The organism is Thermithiobacillus tepidarius DSM 3134 (assembly GCF_000423825.1).
Taxonomy (GTDB): Bacteria; Pseudomonadota; Gammaproteobacteria; order Acidithiobacillales; family Thermithiobacillaceae; genus Thermithiobacillus; species Thermithiobacillus tepidarius.
In genome coordinates this window covers 75,484-92,470 of sequence record NZ_KE384096.1, presented here as the reverse complement: position 1 = coordinate 92,470, position 16,987 = coordinate 75,484, and the positions used below count along the sequence as shown (strand labels likewise).

The following is a 16,987-nucleotide window of genomic DNA, read 5'->3' as shown; positions in this document are numbered from 1 at the left end:
TGCTCCGGTTCAGGATTCCCAGGTCGGGTAACGGTTGGTGATCGGATAGCGGCGGTCCTTGCCGAAGGCGCGCGGGCTGATGCGCACGCCGGGGGCGGCCTGGCGGCGCTTGTACTCGTTGCGGTCGATCATGCGGATCACGCGCCGCACCATATCCTCAGGATAGCCCATGCGCACGATATCCGCCGCCGCGCGGTCCTGTTCCACGTAGGCCTCGATGATGGGATCGAGCTGCTCGTAGGGCGGCAGGCTGTCGGTGTCTTTCTGGTCGGGGGCGAGCTCCGCCGACGGCGGGCGGGTGAGCACGCGCTCGGGGATGACTTGGCCGAGCTGGTTGCGGTAGCGGGACAGGCGGTAGACCAGGGTCTTGGGCACGTCCTTGATGACGGCGAAGCCGCCGGCCATGTCGCCGTAGAGGGTGGCGTAGCCCACCGCCATCTCGCTCTTGTTGCCGGTGGTGAGCACCAGGTAGCCCTTGCGGTTGGACACGGCCATGAGCAGGTTGCCGCGGATGCGCGCCTGCAGGTTTTCCTCGGTCACGTCGCCCGGACGCTTGGGGAAGGCGGCGAACTCGGCGGCCAGGGTGGTCTTGAAGGCCTCGAAGACGCCGCGGATGGGAATCTCGCTGTAGCCGATGCCGAGCGCCTCGGCCTCGGCGCGGGCGTCCTCCAGGCTCATGGCGGCGGTATAGGGCGAGGGCATCATGACCGCCTCCACCCGCGCCGCGCCCAGGGCGTCGGCGGCGATGGCCAGGGTCAGGGCCGAGTCCACGCCGCCGGACAGGCCCAGCACCACGCCGGGAAAGCCGTTCTTGTCCACGTAGTCGCGCACGCCGAGCTTGAGCACCTCGTAGACCTGCCGTTCCAGCGGCGCGATGGGGGTGAGCGGGCCCGGCCGCGGCGCCAGCCGGCCGTCCTGCGCCTCGAACTCGGCCAGGTAGAGGCCCTCGGCGCAGGCCGGGGCGCGCTGCGTCACCAGGCCGTCGGCGCTCATGACGAAGGAGCCGCCGTCGAAGACCAGCTCGTCCTGGCCGCCCACCAGGTTGACGTAGACGATGGGCAGCCCGGTTTCCCGGGCGCGCTGGCCGATGACGTCCTCGCGCAGGAGCTGCTTGTCCATGTGGTAGGGCGAGGCGTTGAGATTGACGATGAGCTCCGCGCCGGCGGCCTTGGCCGCGGCCAGGGGCGCGGCGCCGCACCAGCCGTCCTCGCAGATGGTGATGCCCACCGCTGCCCGGCCGATCCGCACCACGCAGGGCTGGGCGCCGGCGGTGAAGTAGCGCTTTTCGTCGAAGACGGCGTAGTTGGGCAGGCAGTGCTTGTGATAGCTGGCCCGCACCGCGCCTTCCTGCAGCAGGCTGGCGGCGTTGTAGAGCCGGTCGTTCTGCCGCTGCGGATGGCCGACGATGACGGGGATGGGCGGGAGCTGGCGCGCCAGATCGTGCAGGGCCGCCTCGGCGGCGCGCAGGAAGTCGGGACGCAGCAGGAGGTCCTCGGGCGGATAGCCGGTCAGCGCCAGCTCGGGCGTGACCATGAAGTCCGCCCCCCGGGCCAGCGCCTCCTCGGCGGCGGCGCGCAGGCGCGCGCAGTTGCCCTGCAGGTCGCCGACGGTGAGATTGAGCTGGGCCAGGGCGATTTTCATGGGGTGCGTGCTCCGCTCAACCGGAAGGTGCAGCAGCCGGCAATCTCCATTGGCGCGGCGAGAGAAAAATGAAGCAGGTTTTGCATGCGTTCTTTCCCTGGGCCGAGAGGCGCGAGAGCGTGCATGAATGAATCAAACGGCGATCGCGAGCAAGCTCGCTCCTACAAACCTGCGCCACGGCACCATCGGCGAGCCAGACCGGCAATCCGGCATCCGCGACATCAACTCTTGCCGGCGCCGAGCACCGCCGCCACCTTGGCGCCGATGTCGGCGGGCGAGCGCACGGTGTGCACGCCGGCGGCCTCCAGGGCCGCGTACTTGGCTTCGGCGGTGCCGCTGCCGCCGTCGATGATGGCGCCGGCGTGGCCCATGCGCTTGCCGGCCGGCGCGGTGATGCCGGCGATGAAGCCGATCACGGGCTTGCTCACGTGGCGCTTGATGAACTCGGCGGCCTCCTCCTCGGCGCGCCCGCCGATCTCGCCGACCATGACGATGGCTTCGGTCTGCGGATCGGCCTCGAAGAGGCCGAGCACCTCGATGAAGTCCATGCCGGTGATGGGGTCACCGCCGATGCCCACGCAGGTGCTCTGCCCCAGGCCGGCCTTGGTGGTCTGGTCCACGGCCTCGTAGGTGAGGGTGCCGGAGCGCGAGACGATGCCCACGCGGCCGGGCTGGTGGATGGCGCCGGGCATGATGCCGATCTTGCACGCGCCGGGGGTGATGACGCCCGGGCAGTTGGGGCCGATCAGGCGCGCGCCGTGATGCTGCAGATAGGCCTTGACCTTGAGCATGTCCTGCACCGGGATGCCCTCGGTGATGCAGACGATGAGCGGAATGCCGGCCTCGCAGGCTTCCAGGATCGAGTCGGCGGCGAAGGGCGACGGCACATAGATGACCGTGGCGTCGGCGCCGGTGGCGTCCACCGCCTCGCGCACCGTGTCGAAGACCGGCAGATCCAGATGCGTGCCGCCGCCCTTGCCGGGCGTCACGCCGCCGACCATCCGGGTGCCGTAGGCGATGGCCTGCTCCGAATGGAACGTGCCCTGCTTGCCGGTGAAGCCCTGGCAGATGACCTTGGTGTTGCGATCAACGAGAATGCTCATGCGCGACCTTCATGGAAACGGCGATCAGGGTGCCGGCCGCGGCTCACAGGCGGACCAGCACCACGATCAGAAGAACGATGGTGACGAGATTGGTGCCCAGCAGCACCCAGGGCAGCAGCGGCGCGCGCTCGGGCGCGCGGGCCCGCAGCATGGACAGCTCGCGCAGCAGCTCCATGCGCAGGTTGTCCAGGGCGCGCTGGCGCGGCACGTCCTCCAGCTTCTTTTCCAGGAGCTGCTCCAGCACCACGGTGAGTTCGGCGGCGGTCTGCGCCTCCTCCTCGCTGGCCCCGCGCTTGGCGTAGGCGTTCTTGAGTTCGTTGACGAGCGGCCCCGCTTCCTTGAGCAGTTTCAGCACGCCCTGCACGGCGGCGAAGTTGATGGCCATCAGAGCCTCCCCTGGGCGGCGGCGACCGCCTTGACGGCCGCGTCGGTCAGTCCCTCGGCGGCGATGAGCTTGAGCCCGCTCTGGGCCAGCATCTGCTTGCCGAGCTCCACGTTGGTGCCCTCCAGGCGCACCACCACCGGCAGCTCCAGCCCCACTTCCTTGACGGCGCTGATGATGCCTTCGGCGATGACGTCGCAGCGCATGATGCCGCCGAAGATGTTCACCAGGATGGCGCGCACCCGCTCGTCCGAGAGGATCAGCTTGAAGGCCTGCGCCACCTTGTCGGCGGTGGCGCCGCCGCCCACGTCCAGGAAGTTGGCGGGCTCGCCGCCGTGCAGCTTGATCAGATCCATGGTGGCCATGGCCAGGCCCGCGCCGTTGACCATGCAGCCGATGTTGCCGCCGAGCGAGATGTAGTTGAGGCCGAACTGGCGAGCGGTGAGCTCGCGCGGGTCCTCCTGGGAGGGATCGCGCAGGCTGTCCGTCTCGGGATGGCGGAAGAGCGCGTTGTCGTCTAGGGTGATCTTGGCGTCCAGGGCCAGCAGGCTGCCCTGTCCGGTCACGATCAGGGGGTTGATCTCGACGAGCAGCGCGTCCTTCTGGCAGACCAGCCGGGCCAGGCCCTGCATGATGCGGGTGAGCTGGCTCACCTGTTCGCCCTTGAGCCCCAGGGCGAAAGCCATCTGCCGCGCCTGGAAGGGCTGCAGGCCGACGATGGGATCGACCACGACGCGCCGGATGGCGTTGGCATCCCGGGCCGCCAGCTCCTCGATCTCCATGCCGCCCTCGGCGGCGCCCATGAAGACGATGCGTGCACGGGCGCGGTCCACCACCGCGCCCAGGTACAGCTCGCGCTGGATCTCGCTGGGCGCCTCAATGAGCAGGGCGGAAACCGGCTTGCCCGCCGCTCCGGTCTGCGGGGTGACGAGCCGCTTGCCGAGCAGCGCCTGGGCGGTCTGCTCCACGGCGGCGATGGAGTCGACGAGCTTCACGCCGCCCGCCTTGCCGCGCCCGCCCGCGTGCACCTGGGCCTTGACCACCCAACGGTTGCCGCCCAGCTCGCGCGCCATGTTGAGCGCTTCCTTGACGGAAAAGGCCGGGAAGCCGGGCGGCGTGGGAATGCCGTAGTCGTTCAGCAGGCGCTTGGCCTGGTATTCGTGCAAGTACATGTCAGCGAGCCCTGAGCGGTAAGGTGAGCGGTCGGGATCAGGCGGTCAGGCCGGCAAGCCCGGCCCCCGGTGCTCACATGTGATCCACCACCGCCTCCGCGAAGGCGCTGGTGGACACCTCGGTGGCGTCCTCCATCTGCCGGGCGAAGTCGCAGGTGACGGTCTTGGCGGCGATGGCGCCGTTCATGCCCTTCAGGATGAGGTCGGCGGCCTCGTCCCAGCCCAGGTGGCGCAGCATCATCTCCGCCGACAGCACCAGCGAGCCGGGATTGGCCTTGCCCTGGCCGGCGATGTCCGGCGCGGTGCCGTGGGTGGCCTCGAAGATGGCCACCGTGTCGGACAGGTTGGCGCCGGGCGCGATGCCGATGCCGCCCACCTCCGCCGCCAAGGCGTCGGAGATGTAGTCGCCGTTCAGGTTCAGGGTGGCGATGACGTCGTATTCGGCCGGCCGCAGCAGGATCTGCTGCAGGAAGTTGTCGGCGATCACGTCCTTGACGATGATCTTGCCGGCGTCCTCGGCGGCGGCCATGGCGGCATCGGCGGCGGCCTTGCCCTCTTCTTTCCGGATGCGCTCGTACTGGCGCCAGGTGAAGGTCTTGTCGGCGAACTCGGTCTCGGCCAGCTCGTAGCCCCAGTCGCGGAAGGCGCCTTCGGTGAACTTCATGATGTTGCCCTTGTGCACCAGGGTCACCGACACGCGATTGTGGGCGATGGCGTACTGGATGGCGCGGCGCGCCAGACGCTTGGTGCCCTCGCTGGACACCGGCTTGATGCCGATGCCGGAGGTCTCCGGGAAGCGGATGCTGGCAACGCCCATCTCCTTTTGCAGGAACTCGATCAGCTTCTTGGCCTCGGGCGAGCCGGCGCGCCACTCGATGCCGGCGTAGATGTCCTCGGAGTTCTCGCGGAAGATCACCATGTCCACCAGCTCCGGGTCGCAGAGCGGGCTGGGCGTGCCCTGGAAATAGCGCACCGGCCGCAGGCAGACGTAGAGATCCAGGTCCTGGCGCATGGTCACGTTCAGGCTGCGGATGCCGCCGCCCACCGGCGTGGTCAGCGGTCCCTTGATGGACACCACGAACTCCCTGAGCACGCCCATTGTCTCCTCGGGCAGCCACTGATCCTTGCCGTATACCGTGCAGGCCTTCTCGCCGGCATAGACTTCCATCCAGGCGATGCGCCGCTCGCTGCCGTAGGCCCGCTCCACCGCCGCGTCCACTACCCGCTGCATGGCGGGGGTGATGTCCACGCCGATGCCGTCGCCTTCGATGAAGGGAATGATCGGGTTGGCGGGGACGTTCAGGCTGTTGTCGGCGTTGAGGGTGATGCGCTGGCCCGCGGACGGGACCTGAATCTTCTCGTATGCCATCTGGCATGTTCTCCTTTGTTGCCGCGGCGCGGCCTGCTTCGGCCGCGCCGCCGATACCGCTGAAGTGCTTAGGCGCTCATGCGCTGGCTGGCCCAGGCCAGGGCGCCGCCGGAGCGGATCAGCTCCAGGTCGCGCTGGCTGGCGATCTGGGCGGCCACTTTGATCTCCAGGTTCCTGCTCTGGTTGACCACCACCAGGCTGCCGCCCACGGTGAGATTGCGGATGTCCACCGCCAACTGATCGCCCTGCTCCACCCGCTCGTAGTCCGCCTCGTCGACGAAGGTGATGGGCAGAATGCCGAAGTTGATGAGGTTGGCCAGGTGGATGCGGGCGAAGGACTTCACCAGCACCGCCTTGACCCCCAGGTACATGGGCGCCAGGGCCGCGTGCTCGCGGCTGGAGCCCTGGCCGTAGTTGTGGCCGCCGACCACGAAGCCGCCGCCCAGCTCCTGCGCGCGCGCCGGGAAGGACTCGTCGATGGCGCTGAAAGTGAACTGCGAAATGGCCGGCAGATTGGAGCGCAGCGGCAGCACCTTGGCGCCGGCGGGCATGATGTGGTCGGTGGTGATGTTGTCGCCCACCTTGAGCAGCACCGGCCCGGACAGCACCTCGGGCGCCGGCTGGCCCTGGGGCAGCTTGGCGATGTTCGGGCCGCGCACGATCTCCACCGCGCGCGCGGCATCGGCGGGCAGCGGCGGGATGACCATGCGGTCGTCCACCAGGTACTTCTCGGGCAGCTTCACCTGCGGCACCGGGATGCCCAGGTCGCGCGGGTCGGTGATGACGCCGGTCAGCGCCGCCGCCGCGCAGGTCTCGGGACTGGCCAGGTAGACGCCGGCGTTCTTGGTGCCGGAACGGCCGGGGAAATTGCGGTTGAAGGAACGGACCGACACGCCGCCGGAGGGCGGCGCGAAGCCCATGCCGATGCAGGGACCGCAGGCGGACTCCAGCAGGCGGGAACCGGCGCCGATGAGGTCGAGCATGCCGCCGTCGCGGGTGATCATCTCCATCACCTGGCGGGAGCCGGGCGACACGCCCAGGCTCACCCCTGCCGCCACCGAGCGGCCGCGCAGCATGGCCGCCACCGTCATGAGGTCGGTATAAGAGGAGTTGGTGCAGGAGCCGATGGCCACCTGGGCCACCGGCGTGCCGGCCACCTCGCGCACGGTCTTGACGTTGTCCGGGCTGTGCGGACAGGCGATCAGCGGCTCCAGCTCATCCAGGTTGATCTCGAGCACCTCGTCGTACTGGGCGTCGGCGTCCGGCAGCAGCTCGGACCAGTCCTGCGCCCGGCCCTGGGCCTGCAGGTAGGCCCGGGTGATGTCGTCGGAGGGGAAGACGCTGGTGGTGGCGCCCAGCTCCGCGCCCATGTTGGTGATGGTGGAGCGGGCCGGCGTGTCGAGGCTGCGGATGCCGGGACCGAAGTACTCGAAGACCTTGCCCACGCCGCCTTTCACCGTCTTGCGGCGCAGCACCTCGAGGATGATGTCCTTGGCGCTGACGAAGGGCTGCAGGCTGCCGGTGAGCTTCACGCCGACCACGTAGGGCATGGCCAGGTTGAAGGGCAGGCCGCCCATGGCCAGCGCGATGTCCAGGCCGCCGGCGCCGATGGCCAGCATGCCCGCGCCGCCGCTGGTGGGCGTGTGGGAGTCGGAACCGAGCAGCGTCTTGCCCGGCCGCGAGAAGCGTTCCAGGTGCACCTGATGGCAGATGCCGTTGCCGGGCCGGGAGAAGTGGATGCCGTAGCGGGCGGCCACCGACTGCAGGAAGCGGTGGTCGTCGGCGTTCTCGAAGCCGGCCTGCAGCATGTTGTGGTCCACGTAGGACACGGACAGCTCGGTCTTCACGCGATCCAGGCCCAGCGCCTCGAACTGGAGGTAGGCCATGGTGCCGGTGGCGTCCTGGGTCAAGGTCTGATCGATGCGGATGCTGATCGGGCTGCCCGCCTTCATCTCCCCATCCACCAAATGCGCCTGAATGATTTTTTGCGTAACGTTCAAACCCATGACTCGACTCCCGAATGACAAACCAAGGCATCCTGCGCGGACGAATCTCCCAAGTTTCGCAAAACCGGCCGCGTAAGCCAAGTGGTGCGGCCCGGTCGGTGCCTTTCGCGCCGGTGGCGCAACATGCCTCTTTCTTTTCCCGGCCAACGGCTTATGCTACGCACACCAGAAAAAATTCCTGCAAAAGCGGAAACAAGGAAACACATGGCCACGGACAGCAACGCCTGGCAACGGTGGAAACATAAAATCCTGGGCGCCGCCCGCGATCCGTTCTCTCCGGAAACCCGCCAGCACATGGCCCTGGTTGCCTTCCTGGCCTGGGTCGGCCTGGGCGCCGATGGCCTGTCCTCCTCCGCCTACGGTCCCGAGGAAGCCTTCAAGGCGCTCGGCCATCACACCCATCTCGGGCTCTATCTGGCGGTCGCGACGGCGCTGACCGTCTTCATCATTTCACTGGCCTACAGCCAGGTCATCGAGCTTTTCCCCTCGGGCGGCGGCGGCTACCGGGTGGCCACCAAGCTCCTCGGCGCGCACGCCGGACTCGCCTCGGGCGCGGCCCTGGTGGTGGACTACGTCCTGACCATCGCCATCTCCGTCGCCAGCGGCATCGACGCCCTCTTCAGCCTCTTGCCGGGCATCTTCCTGCATCTCAAGGTGGAGGTGGAGGCAGTTCTGATCCTCTTGCTGATCCTGCTGAACCTGCGCGGCATGAAGGAATCCATCAAGGTGCTCCTGCCCATCTTCATGGGCTTCGTGCTCACCCATGCCTTTCTCATCGTCTACGGCATCGGCCTGCACGCGGAACGCCTGCCCGCCCTCATCCCCGCAACCCTGAGCGAAACCCGCCTGCTGAGCCAGGAAGTGAGCACCCTCTTCGTCATCGCCCTCTTCCTGCGTGCCTACTCCCTGGGCGGCGGCACCTACACCGGCCTGGAAGCGGTGTCCAACAGCGTGACCATGCTGGCCGAGCCGCGCATCCGCACGGGCAAGTGGACCATGATGTACATGGCCGTTTCGCTGGCCCTCACCGCCGGCGGCATCATCCTCCTGTACCTGCTCTGGGATGCGCGCCCGGCCAGCGGCCAGACCCTGAATGCCGTCACCTTCCGCGCCATCGTCGGCGAGCTGCCCTGGGGCGGCGACACCCTGCTGACGGCGGCGTTGCTGCTCGAAGGCGGCCTGCTCTTCGTGGCGGCCAACACGGGCTTTCTCGCCGGCCCGGCGGTGCTGGCCAACATGGCGCTCGATTCCTGGGTGCCGCACCAGTTTTCCCAGCTCTCCGAGCAACTGGTGACCAAGAACGGCGTCCTGCTCATGGGCGCCGCCGCGCTGGCCATCCTGGTCGGGACCGCCGGCAAGGTGGACATCCTGGTGGTGCTCTACAGCATCAACGTGTTTCTGACCTTTTCGCTGTCGCTGCTGGGGCTGTGCCTCTACTGGTGGCGCAACCGCGACGCCGAGCCCGCCTGGGCGCGCCGCTTCGCGCTGGCCTTTTTGGGTCTCCTGGTGACGGTCGGCATCCTGCTGGTGACGGTGGTGGAGAAATTCGGCGAGGGCGGCTGGGTCACCGTGCTCATCACCAGCGGCGTGGTCTTCATCGGCCTCAAAATCCGCAAGCACTACCTGGCGGTTCGGGAAAAGCTCCGGTCATTGGACCAAGTGCTCGACAACCCGCCCTTGCCCGAAGCCAGTCCGCCGCCTCCGCTGCAGCCCGAGGCGCCCACCGCCGTCATTCTGGTGTCCAACAAGTTCCAGGGACTCGGCGTCCATGCCCTGCTCTGGGTGCTGAGGCTCTTCCCCAACCAGTACAAAAACTTCGTTTTCGTCAGCGTCGGCGAGGTGGACATCGCCACCCTGCGCGGCGCCGACATCCGGGATTTTCGCGACAACCTGGAAGCCAACCTGCAGCGTTACGTGGATTTCTGCCACCAGCATGGCCTGGCGGCCACCGCCTTCTCGGCCTGCGGCACCGATCCGGTGGCCGCCCTGGACCGGCTCTGTCGGGAGATCGTGGAAAAACGCTTTCCCAACAGCGTGTTCTTCGCCGGCAAGCTGGTCTTCGCCCAGGACAACTGGCTGACCCGCCTGCTGCACAACCACACCGCCGAGGCGCTGCAGCGGCGCCTGCACCTGCAGGGCCTGCAGATGATCATCCTGGCCGTGAAAGTGTCCTGAACTGCCGGCGCAGGCGGCGTTGCAGGTAGCGGACCGTGATGCCCAGGGCCAGCAGGGCGACGCCGACCAGGGTCACGCGCCAACCCAGGCCATAGGGCGTGGCGACGTCGGCCGAAACCACGGCGATGGACACCACCCAGGGCAGCAGGCCCAGCAGGGTGCCCAGGAAGTACCAGGGCCGCGGGATGCGCATGGCGCCGGCGATCAGGTTGGCGGCGGCAAAGGGCACCACCACGCGCATGGACAGCACGGCCATGAGGGCGTGCTCGCCCAGCCAGACGCGCAAGTAATTGTAGCGCCGGGCCAGCAGGCGCATGACCAGATCCTGCCCCAGCAGCTCGCCCAGCTTGTAGCCCGCCAGCGCGGCCAGCATGCCGGCCAGCAAGGCCAGCACGGTGCCAAGCAGCGCTCCGAAGACCATGCCGGCGATGGCGGTCAGCAGGATGAAGGGAAAGCCGAAGACGGCGCCCAGCCAGGCGAGGAGCAGATAGAGCAGCCAGGCGATCGGCACGTCGCCCCAGGTGGCGCGCAGGGACTGCAGGTACTGCAGCGAAACGACCTGCCCCAGGGGCGTGTAGTCCAGCAACGGCCCGAGCCCCAGGGCCAGCAGCACCAGGGTGAGCAGCATCACCCATTGACGCCAGGAAATGCGGGCAAAGCGGGAGGATGGCGGGGGTGAAGACGAAGCTTCACTGGACATGATCGGCATTCCATGAATTTTAAATACAAGTTAAAGCATATCTTTCCTTCGCCTTGACCGAAAGTGGCGAGCGTCGGAAGATACGACTTTCGTCGCATATGGACCCGGAGCAAGTCCCGCCCCCATGAAATTCCTTTTTAGGTGGTTCTGGCGTCTGCTCGGCGCCGCCGTGCTGGCGCTGCTGCTCTATCAGGGTTGGCTCTACGTGCAGGTGCTGCGCCTGGTGGACCACAACCCCACGGAAACGGCCCTGATGAAGGCGCGCAAGGCGGAGATGGCGGCGGCGGGCGAGCCGGCGCGCATCCAGCAGGAATGGGTGCCGATCTCCCGGATTTCCCGCTATCTGCAGCGCGCCCTCATCGTTTCCGAGGACGCCACCTTCTACGGCCACGAGGGTTTCGACTGGGAAGGCATCCGGGTCGCCGCCCAAAAGAACTGGCGCGAAGGCAAGGTGGTGGCCGGCGGCAGCACCATCACCCAGCAACTGGCCAAGAACCTCTTCCTCTCCACCCAGCGCACGCCCTGGCGCAAGGCGCAGGAGGCGGTGATCACGGTGATGCTGGAAAAGACCCTGGACAAGCGCCGCATCTTCGAGATCTATCTGAACGTCATCGAATGGGGCGACGGCGTCTTCGGCGCCCAGGCGGCGGCCGAGCACTATTACGGCAAAAGCGCCGCCCGCCTGACGCCGGCCCAGGCCGCCAAGCTGGCCGCCATGGTCACCAATCCCCGCTACTACGACAAGCATCGCCAGGACCGCCACCTGCAGCGCAAGACCCGCATCATTCTCAAGCGCATGGGCCAACGCTACGGCCCCGGCTTCGACGCGCCGCCCAAGCTGATCAAGGCGCCGCCGGCTGTGCGGGCGGAGCGGGCCAAGCCCGCGGAAATCGAAGCGCCGCTCATCGAAGCGGCGCCGGAACCCGCGCCGGAGATCCAGACGCCGAGCGAGCCGGCGGAAATCCTGCCAAGCCCGGATGAGCCGCTTCCGCTCGCCGATCCGGCGCCGGCGAACGGGGAGTAGCCGGGGCGAGACCCGCAGCCAAAACCAAGCGGGCACGGTGCCGCGCCAAATTCCGCGGGCTGCCGCCACCTGGGAGCGGGCTGGCCCGCGATGCGCGGGCGGCTGGCATGACTGATCGCGAGCCAGCTCGCTCCTACTGCCGGCGGCGACAGCCCGGCCCATGCTCGCTGCCCGGGCGCCCGCCTGTCGGCCTTCATCCTGCCCTCTCCCGAGGAAGAGAGTGTCCGGGAACGCGGGCGCTTATCGTGCCAAGCGCTGGCGGGCCGACACCCTGGATTGTAGGAGCGAGCTGGCTCGCGATCCACATGCCGATGGGAAGCCATCGCGAGCCAGCTCGCTCCTACGAGCCAATGGCGGCAGCAACGAGGGAGCGCCTGTCTGAGCCAGCGCGGCCGGGAGGCGCGCAGGGGATCCGCAGGGCGGGACAGCGGGGGCCCTGCTCTTCGCTTCCTCTTTGTACTCCCTTATTTCACCGGCATCGGCAGGTTCTTGATGAGATCCAGACGAATCCGGAGCACCTCGCCGGTGGACAGGACCCGTGCCTCCAGATACTCTCCCGCTTCGGAACTCGTCAGCTCCAAAAGCTGCACCCGCTGGAGATAGTTCATCGCCGTCGCCTCGTCCTCCCAGTGCAGATCCATCTGCTCCTGGCACAGGATGGCGATTTGAATGCGCTCCAGCACGTGGCCGGGCACGGGTCGGTAGGCTTGCGTCGCCATGATGGGTGCTCCCTTTAACGCTTGAAACCAGACATATCCATGCAGATCGACCTCTTTTACGAGCTCGCCGTGCCCGCGCCGTCCGGACGCAGCGAAGCCCAAGTCTACCACGAGACGCTGGAGGAGATGAGCCTGGCCGACGAGCTCGGCTTCGGCGGCGTGTGGCTGGTGGAGCACCACTTCATGCCCGAATACTCCCACTCCAGCGCGCCGGAGGCCTTCCTGGCCGCCGCCAGCCAGCGCACCCGGCGCCTGCGCCTGGGCCATGGCGTGGTGGTGCTGCCCTACAATCACCCGGTGCGGGTGGCCGAGCGGGTGGCGGCGCTGGACATCCTGTCCCACGGCCGGGTGGAACTCGGCGTCGGCCGCGGCTTCTCCCCCCAGGAGTACGCCGTCTTCGGTGCCCGCATGGCCGACAGCCGCGATCTGGTGCAGGAATCCCTCGACCTCATCCGCCAGGCCCTGAGCCAGGAGATGCTGCGCCACCGGGGCCGCTTCTACGAGGCCTGGGACGTGCAGGTCCTGCCCAAGCCCCTGCAACGTCCGCATCCGCCCATCTGGACCGCGGCGGTCAGCCCCGACACCTACACCTGGGCGGCGCAGCAGGGCATCGGCACCATGGCCGGCCCCTTCAAGCCCTGGTTTCTCATCAAGCAGGACCTGGCCGCCTACCGCCGCGCCTGGCGCGACATCCACGGCGATGCGCCGCCGGCGCCGGGACAGAACAGCCGCTTCGCCATGACCATCGGCGTGCTGTGCCTGGAGGACGGCGACGAGGCCCGCCGCCTGGCCCAGGAGCACTTCACTTGGTACTACACGCGCCTGCTGGCCCAGACCCGGCCGGTGCTGGAGAAATTCCAGGAGAGCTACGGCTTCTACAAGAAGCTCGGCTATTTGCAGCCCCTGCTCAAGCGCGCCATCAACGTCCCGCTGCTGGAAAGCATGGGCATGATCGTGGTGGGCGATCCGGCGGAATGCGCGGACAAGCTGGAACGCTACCGGCGCGCCGGCGTGGACAACCTGATCTGCGCGGTGGGCGCCGGCGGGTTGCCGACGGAGAAGGTGCGCGAGTCCATGCGTCTCATGGCCCGCCACATCCTGCCCCGCTTCCAGCCGGCTTAGCGCCATGCGCGTCCTGCTGACCGGCGCCGCTTCCCATCTGGCGCAAGCGCTGCTGCCCGCGCTGCTGGCGAACCCGGACGTCGAGTCGGTGCTCGGCCTGGACTTGGCGCCCGTGTCCTTCGCGCACCCGCGCTTTCGCGCGCTGCAGGCCAACCTGCTCGATGCCGACCTGGCCCAGCATATGGCGGGCATGGACGCGGTGGTGCATCTGGCCTTCGTGGTCCTGGGCCGGACCCTGGGGCGGGAGCGCAAGAACCGCGCGCTCATGCGCGAGTACAACCTGCGCGGCACCCAACGGCTGTGCCAGGCCGCCGCGGCAGCCGGCGTGCGCCGGCTGGTGTACAGCAGCAGCGTGGCCGTCTACGGCGCCTGGCCGGACAACCCGCCGCTCATCGGCGAGGATTGGCCGCGGCGACCCATGCCGGGCTTCGCCTACAGCGAGGACAAGGCCGCCGTGGAGGACTGGCTCGACGCCTTCGAAGCCGCCGCCCCCGAACTCGGCATCGCGCGCCTGCGCATCCACGCGGTGGTCGGCCCGCGCGCCCAGGCGTTATTGAACCGCATCGCCCGCACCCGCTTCTACGTGCGCGTCCCCGGCCCGCAGCCCCTCACCCAGTGCATCTGGGAGGACGACGTGGTGCAGGCCATCTTGCTGAGCCTCTTCAGCGACGCGCGCGGCCCCTTCAACCTGGCCGCCCCCGAGCCGCTGTCCTTTCGCGACATCGTCCGCCGCCACAAGCGCCTGTGCCTGCCGGTGCCTTATGCCCTGGCCGAAGGCGGCCACCGGCTCTTCTGGCAGGTGTCCGGCGCCGCCGGCGACCCGGGCTGGCTGGCCGGCCTGCGCCACTCGCTGGCGGTGGACACGGGCCGGGCGGAACGGCTGCTCCATTGGCGGCCGCGCTATTCCGTGGCAGAATGCGTGGATCACTTGGCCGGACGCCGGCCCTGAGCCCGCACGGAGAGGACAGCCGATCTTTCTGGGAACATGAGCGCCATACCCCAAGCCCGCCACACGCCGCTCCTCGAGCGCCTGAACGACAGCAGCCGCGACTACCGGGACCCCCTGGCGGAGATCCCGTGGGACAGCCTGGATCGCAGCCAGGCGTGGCTGCCGGACGAGCTCGTCTCCCTCTACGGCCTGCCCGTCCATGACGCGCTCAGCCCCGCGCAGCGCACCCGCCTCTCCCAGTGCGAGTACGTGGCCTTCGCCGAACTGGGGCTGTGGCTGGAAGCGCTCTTCATGCAGCGCATCAGCCGCAACGCCCTGCAGCAGGCCGTCCACTCGCCCGCCGCCTACGAGTACCAGCTGCACGAACTGCGCGAGGAAGTGGGCCACAGCCTCATGTTTCTGGAGCTGATGCGGCGCAGCGGCATTCCCACCCTGACGCCCATGGACCAGCGCCCACGCGCGGCCGCCCTCTTCGCCCGCCTCGCCCCTTATCATTCGGCAGCCTTCTGGACCACCATCCTCATCGGCGAGGAAGTGCCCGACCGCATGAACCGCATCATCCGCCAGCACCGGCAGCTGCCGGCGGCGGTGCTGGCCATGACCCAGCTGCACATGCGCGAAGAGGCGCGCCACATGGCCTACGCCCGCCTCGTCCTCAAGGATCGGCTGCCGCGCCTGGGCAGGTGGCAGCGCCAGGCCCTGCAACCGCTGCTGCGCGTCATCCTGCGCCAGTTCCTGAACACCTGCTTCTACCCCGGCCCGCAGGTCTATGCCGCCGCCGGGCTCGACGATCCCGCCGGCCTGGCCCGGGCCGCCCGCGCCAACCCCGCCCGCCAGGCCCTGGTGCAGCGTTGCGCCGAGCCGACCCTGGTTTTCCTGCGCGAGCACGGCATCAAACTCTAGGCCGGCGGCAACCCTCTAAGGCACAGATGTCCCGCCGTCGGCGGCCCATGCCGCCATCCGGTCGGGCCGAAATGCAAGGGAGGGTAGCCATGCAGCGAATCGCCTTTTTGCTGGGCTCCGGCGTATCCAGTTCGGCAGGCATGCCGTCCACCGGGGAGCTCACCGAGCGGGTGCTGTCCGGCGCCGGCGTGCGTCGGCACCCGGACGGCGCCTACTACTTCGACGCCGGGCGGAGCGACGCGCCGGCCGACGGCAGCGTGGCGCGCATTCGGCGCTTCCTGCACCGGCTGAAGGCGGAAATCGACGGCTACTACCGGGGCCAGCCGGAACACCACACCGATTACGAGGATCTCTATTACGCCGCCAGCCAGATCCACGACAGCGAGCTGCGCGAGTACGACAACCCGGCGGTGCAGCCCTTCATCGACAAGATCCGGGCGGACATCGAACCCCTGCTGGCCGGCGACGCGGGCGCGCCGGCTTGTAGCCTGCTCGAGCTGAGCAGCGAAGCCACCCATTACATCCGGGACGTGGTATGGCGCCTCCTCTGCGCCGAGCCGAGCCGGGCGGACCACATGGAAAGCTTGAGCGCCGCCTGCCTGGATGACGCGCTGTCCTGCGTGGACATCTTCACCCTCAACCACGACACGGTGCTCGAACAACTGCTGTCCCGCAACGGCATCCGGGTCACCGACGGCTTCGACGAGCCGGTGGAGCGGATCCGCTACTGGAACCCGGATCTGTTCATGCGCCCGGACGCCCGGGTGCGCCTCTTCAAGCTGCACGGTTCGGTGAACTGGTTCCGGCTGCGTCCACCGGATGGCGCCGGCGAGCTGATCGGCATGCCGCTGGACTGGGATTTCCGCCATGGCGAGCCGGTACCGGACCGCGCCTGGCCGACGGGCGGCCGCCCCCTCTTCCTGGCCGGCACCTTCAACAAGATCCTGCAGTACACCAGCGACATCTACGCCGATCTGCACTACCAGTTCCGCTACGTGCTGCGCGAAGCCGAGCACCTGCTGGTCTGCGGCTACAGCTTCGGCGACAAGGGCATCAACGGCCGCATCATCGAGTGGATGCACTCCGCGCCGGGCCGGCGCCTCTTGGTGGCCCATCCCCAGCCGGAGGAACTCAAGAGCAAGGCGCGCCCCCGCATCGCGCGCTACTGGGACGAGTGGCAGAGCCAGGGCCGCCTGACTCCTATCGCCAAAGGCATCGAGGAACTCTCCTGGCCGGAGATCAGGGCGCAGCTGCGCTAGCTCCCGCGCCAGCGCCGCCACGGCCGGACCACCGCAGGCGGCCGGGCGATGCGGTCGGCGGCCGCGCCGGCCTTGCGGGCGGAGTCGGGATCGCCGGTCTTGAGGGGGTGCCAATCGGGCAGGTCGCGGCCCTCGTGCACGCGCCGGTAGGCGCAGGTCTCGGGCAGCCAGCGGTACTGCGCCGGCTGCATGGCGCGAATGGGCAGACAGGCGGGCACCACCTCGTGGCGCCGCGCGTAGACCTTGCAGCGGCAGGCGGCAATGTCCAACTGGGCGCAGGCCACCTTGCTGAAGACCAGCCGGCCGGTGTCGATGTCCTCCTGCTTTTCCAGGCAGCACAGGGCGCAGCCGTCGCAGAGGGACTCCCATTCCTCGGCGCTCATCTGCGCCAGCGTCTTTTCCAGCCAGAACGATTGCTTGTCCATGCCGTCCAAGGCCCCCGGATCCGTTCATCCTGCAGGCT

General features: G+C 68.4%; 15 protein-coding genes. 6 read left to right on the top strand and 9 right to left on the bottom strand.

All coding sequences use genetic code 11. The features are described from left to right. Window positions 1-9: 9 nt before the first annotated feature. The 6 genes from G579_RS0113660 to G579_RS0113635 form a co-directional block, all read right to left on the bottom strand. The gene (locus tag G579_RS0113660) at window positions 10-1,641 is read right to left on the bottom strand and encodes an NAD+ synthase (protein ID WP_028990609.1); all 1,632 of its coding nucleotides are present in this window, start codon (window positions 1,639-1,641) and stop codon (window positions 10-12) included. 221 nt (window positions 1,642-1,862) lie between these two features. Continuing rightward, window positions 1,863-2,744 (bottom strand): succinate--CoA ligase subunit alpha, encoded by an 882-nt coding sequence (gene sucD / locus G579_RS0113655; RefSeq protein ID WP_028990608.1) that lies wholly within the window; start codon window positions 2,742-2,744, stop codon window positions 1,863-1,865. Window positions 2,745-2,787: 43 nt separating this feature from the next. Next, window positions 2,788-3,129, bottom strand: a complete 342-nt coding sequence (locus G579_RS0113650) for a hypothetical protein (RefSeq protein WP_028990607.1) — start codon at window positions 3,127-3,129, stop codon at window positions 2,788-2,790. Then, the gene (gene sucC, locus G579_RS0113645; protein WP_028990606.1) at window positions 3,129-4,298 is read right to left on the bottom strand and encodes an ADP-forming succinate--CoA ligase subunit beta; all 1,170 of its coding nucleotides are present in this window, start codon (window positions 4,296-4,298) and stop codon (window positions 3,129-3,131) included. Before sucC ends, G579_RS0113650 begins: the two co-directional genes overlap by 1 nt. A gap of 73 nt (window positions 4,299-4,371) precedes the next feature. Continuing rightward, a complete protein-coding gene (gene icd, locus G579_RS0113640; RefSeq protein WP_028990605.1) occupies window positions 4,372-5,667 on the bottom strand; it encodes an NADP-dependent isocitrate dehydrogenase in 1,296 nt (431 codons plus the stop codon). 68 nt (window positions 5,668-5,735) lie between these two features. Continuing rightward, window positions 5,736-7,673, bottom strand: coding sequence for an aconitate hydratase (locus G579_RS0113635; RefSeq protein WP_028990604.1), 1,938 nt, complete (start codon window positions 7,671-7,673; stop codon window positions 5,736-5,738). A gap of 204 nt (window positions 7,674-7,877) precedes the next feature. Between G579_RS0113635 and G579_RS0113630 the strand changes: the two genes are divergently transcribed. After that, window positions 7,878-9,848, top strand: coding sequence for an APC family permease (locus tag G579_RS0113630; RefSeq protein WP_038020122.1), 1,971 nt, complete (start codon window positions 7,878-7,880; stop codon window positions 9,846-9,848). Here G579_RS0113630 and G579_RS0113625 read toward each other — a convergent pair. Then, window positions 9,823-10,548, bottom strand: coding sequence for a TVP38/TMEM64 family protein (locus tag G579_RS0113625; RefSeq protein ID WP_162143011.1), 726 nt, complete (start codon window positions 10,546-10,548; stop codon window positions 9,823-9,825). The genes G579_RS0113630 and G579_RS0113625 overlap by 26 nt on opposite strands. A gap of 124 nt (window positions 10,549-10,672) precedes the next feature. On the opposite strand from G579_RS0113625, the gene mtgA reads away from it, so the two are divergent. After that, window positions 10,673-11,572 carry a monofunctional biosynthetic peptidoglycan transglycosylase gene (gene mtgA, locus G579_RS17750; protein WP_081662811.1) on the top strand — a complete coding sequence of 300 codons (900 nt, stop codon included), beginning with the start codon at window positions 10,673-10,675 and terminating at the stop codon, window positions 11,570-11,572. Between the two features lie 464 nt (window positions 11,573-12,036). On the opposite strand, the gene G579_RS0113615 is transcribed toward mtgA, so the two are convergent. Then, window positions 12,037-12,291, bottom strand: a complete 255-nt coding sequence (locus G579_RS0113615) for a hypothetical protein (RefSeq protein ID WP_038020119.1) — start codon at window positions 12,289-12,291, stop codon at window positions 12,037-12,039. A gap of 21 nt (window positions 12,292-12,312) precedes the next feature. Between G579_RS0113615 and G579_RS0113610 the strand changes: the two genes are divergently transcribed. The 4 genes from G579_RS0113610 to G579_RS0113595 all read left to right on the top strand — a co-directional run bounded on the left by G579_RS0113610 (window position 12,313) and on the right by G579_RS0113595 (window position 16,524). Continuing rightward, window positions 12,313-13,413, top strand: coding sequence for an LLM class flavin-dependent oxidoreductase (locus G579_RS0113610; RefSeq protein ID WP_230973853.1), 1,101 nt, complete (start codon window positions 12,313-12,315; stop codon window positions 13,411-13,413). A gap of 4 nt (window positions 13,414-13,417) precedes the next feature. Further along, entirely contained in the window at window positions 13,418-14,362 is a 945-nt protein-coding gene (locus tag G579_RS0113605) for an NAD-dependent epimerase/dehydratase family protein (RefSeq protein ID WP_028990599.1), read from the top strand. Between the two features lie 36 nt (window positions 14,363-14,398). Beyond that, window positions 14,399-15,265 carry a diiron oxygenase gene (locus G579_RS0113600; RefSeq protein WP_028990598.1) on the top strand — a complete coding sequence of 289 codons (867 nt, stop codon included), beginning with the start codon at window positions 14,399-14,401 and terminating at the stop codon, window positions 15,263-15,265. Window positions 15,266-15,354: 89 nt separating this feature from the next. Continuing rightward, on the top strand, window positions 15,355-16,524 hold the full coding sequence (locus G579_RS0113595) for an SIR2 family protein (protein WP_028990597.1): 1,170 nt from the start codon (window positions 15,355-15,357) through the stop codon (window positions 16,522-16,524). Here G579_RS0113595 and G579_RS17745 read toward each other — a convergent pair. Beyond that, window positions 16,521-16,949, bottom strand: coding sequence for a YcgN family cysteine cluster protein (locus G579_RS17745; protein WP_155989889.1), 429 nt, complete (start codon window positions 16,947-16,949; stop codon window positions 16,521-16,523). The genes G579_RS0113595 and G579_RS17745 overlap by 4 nt on opposite strands. Window positions 16,950-16,987 lie beyond the last annotated feature (38 nt).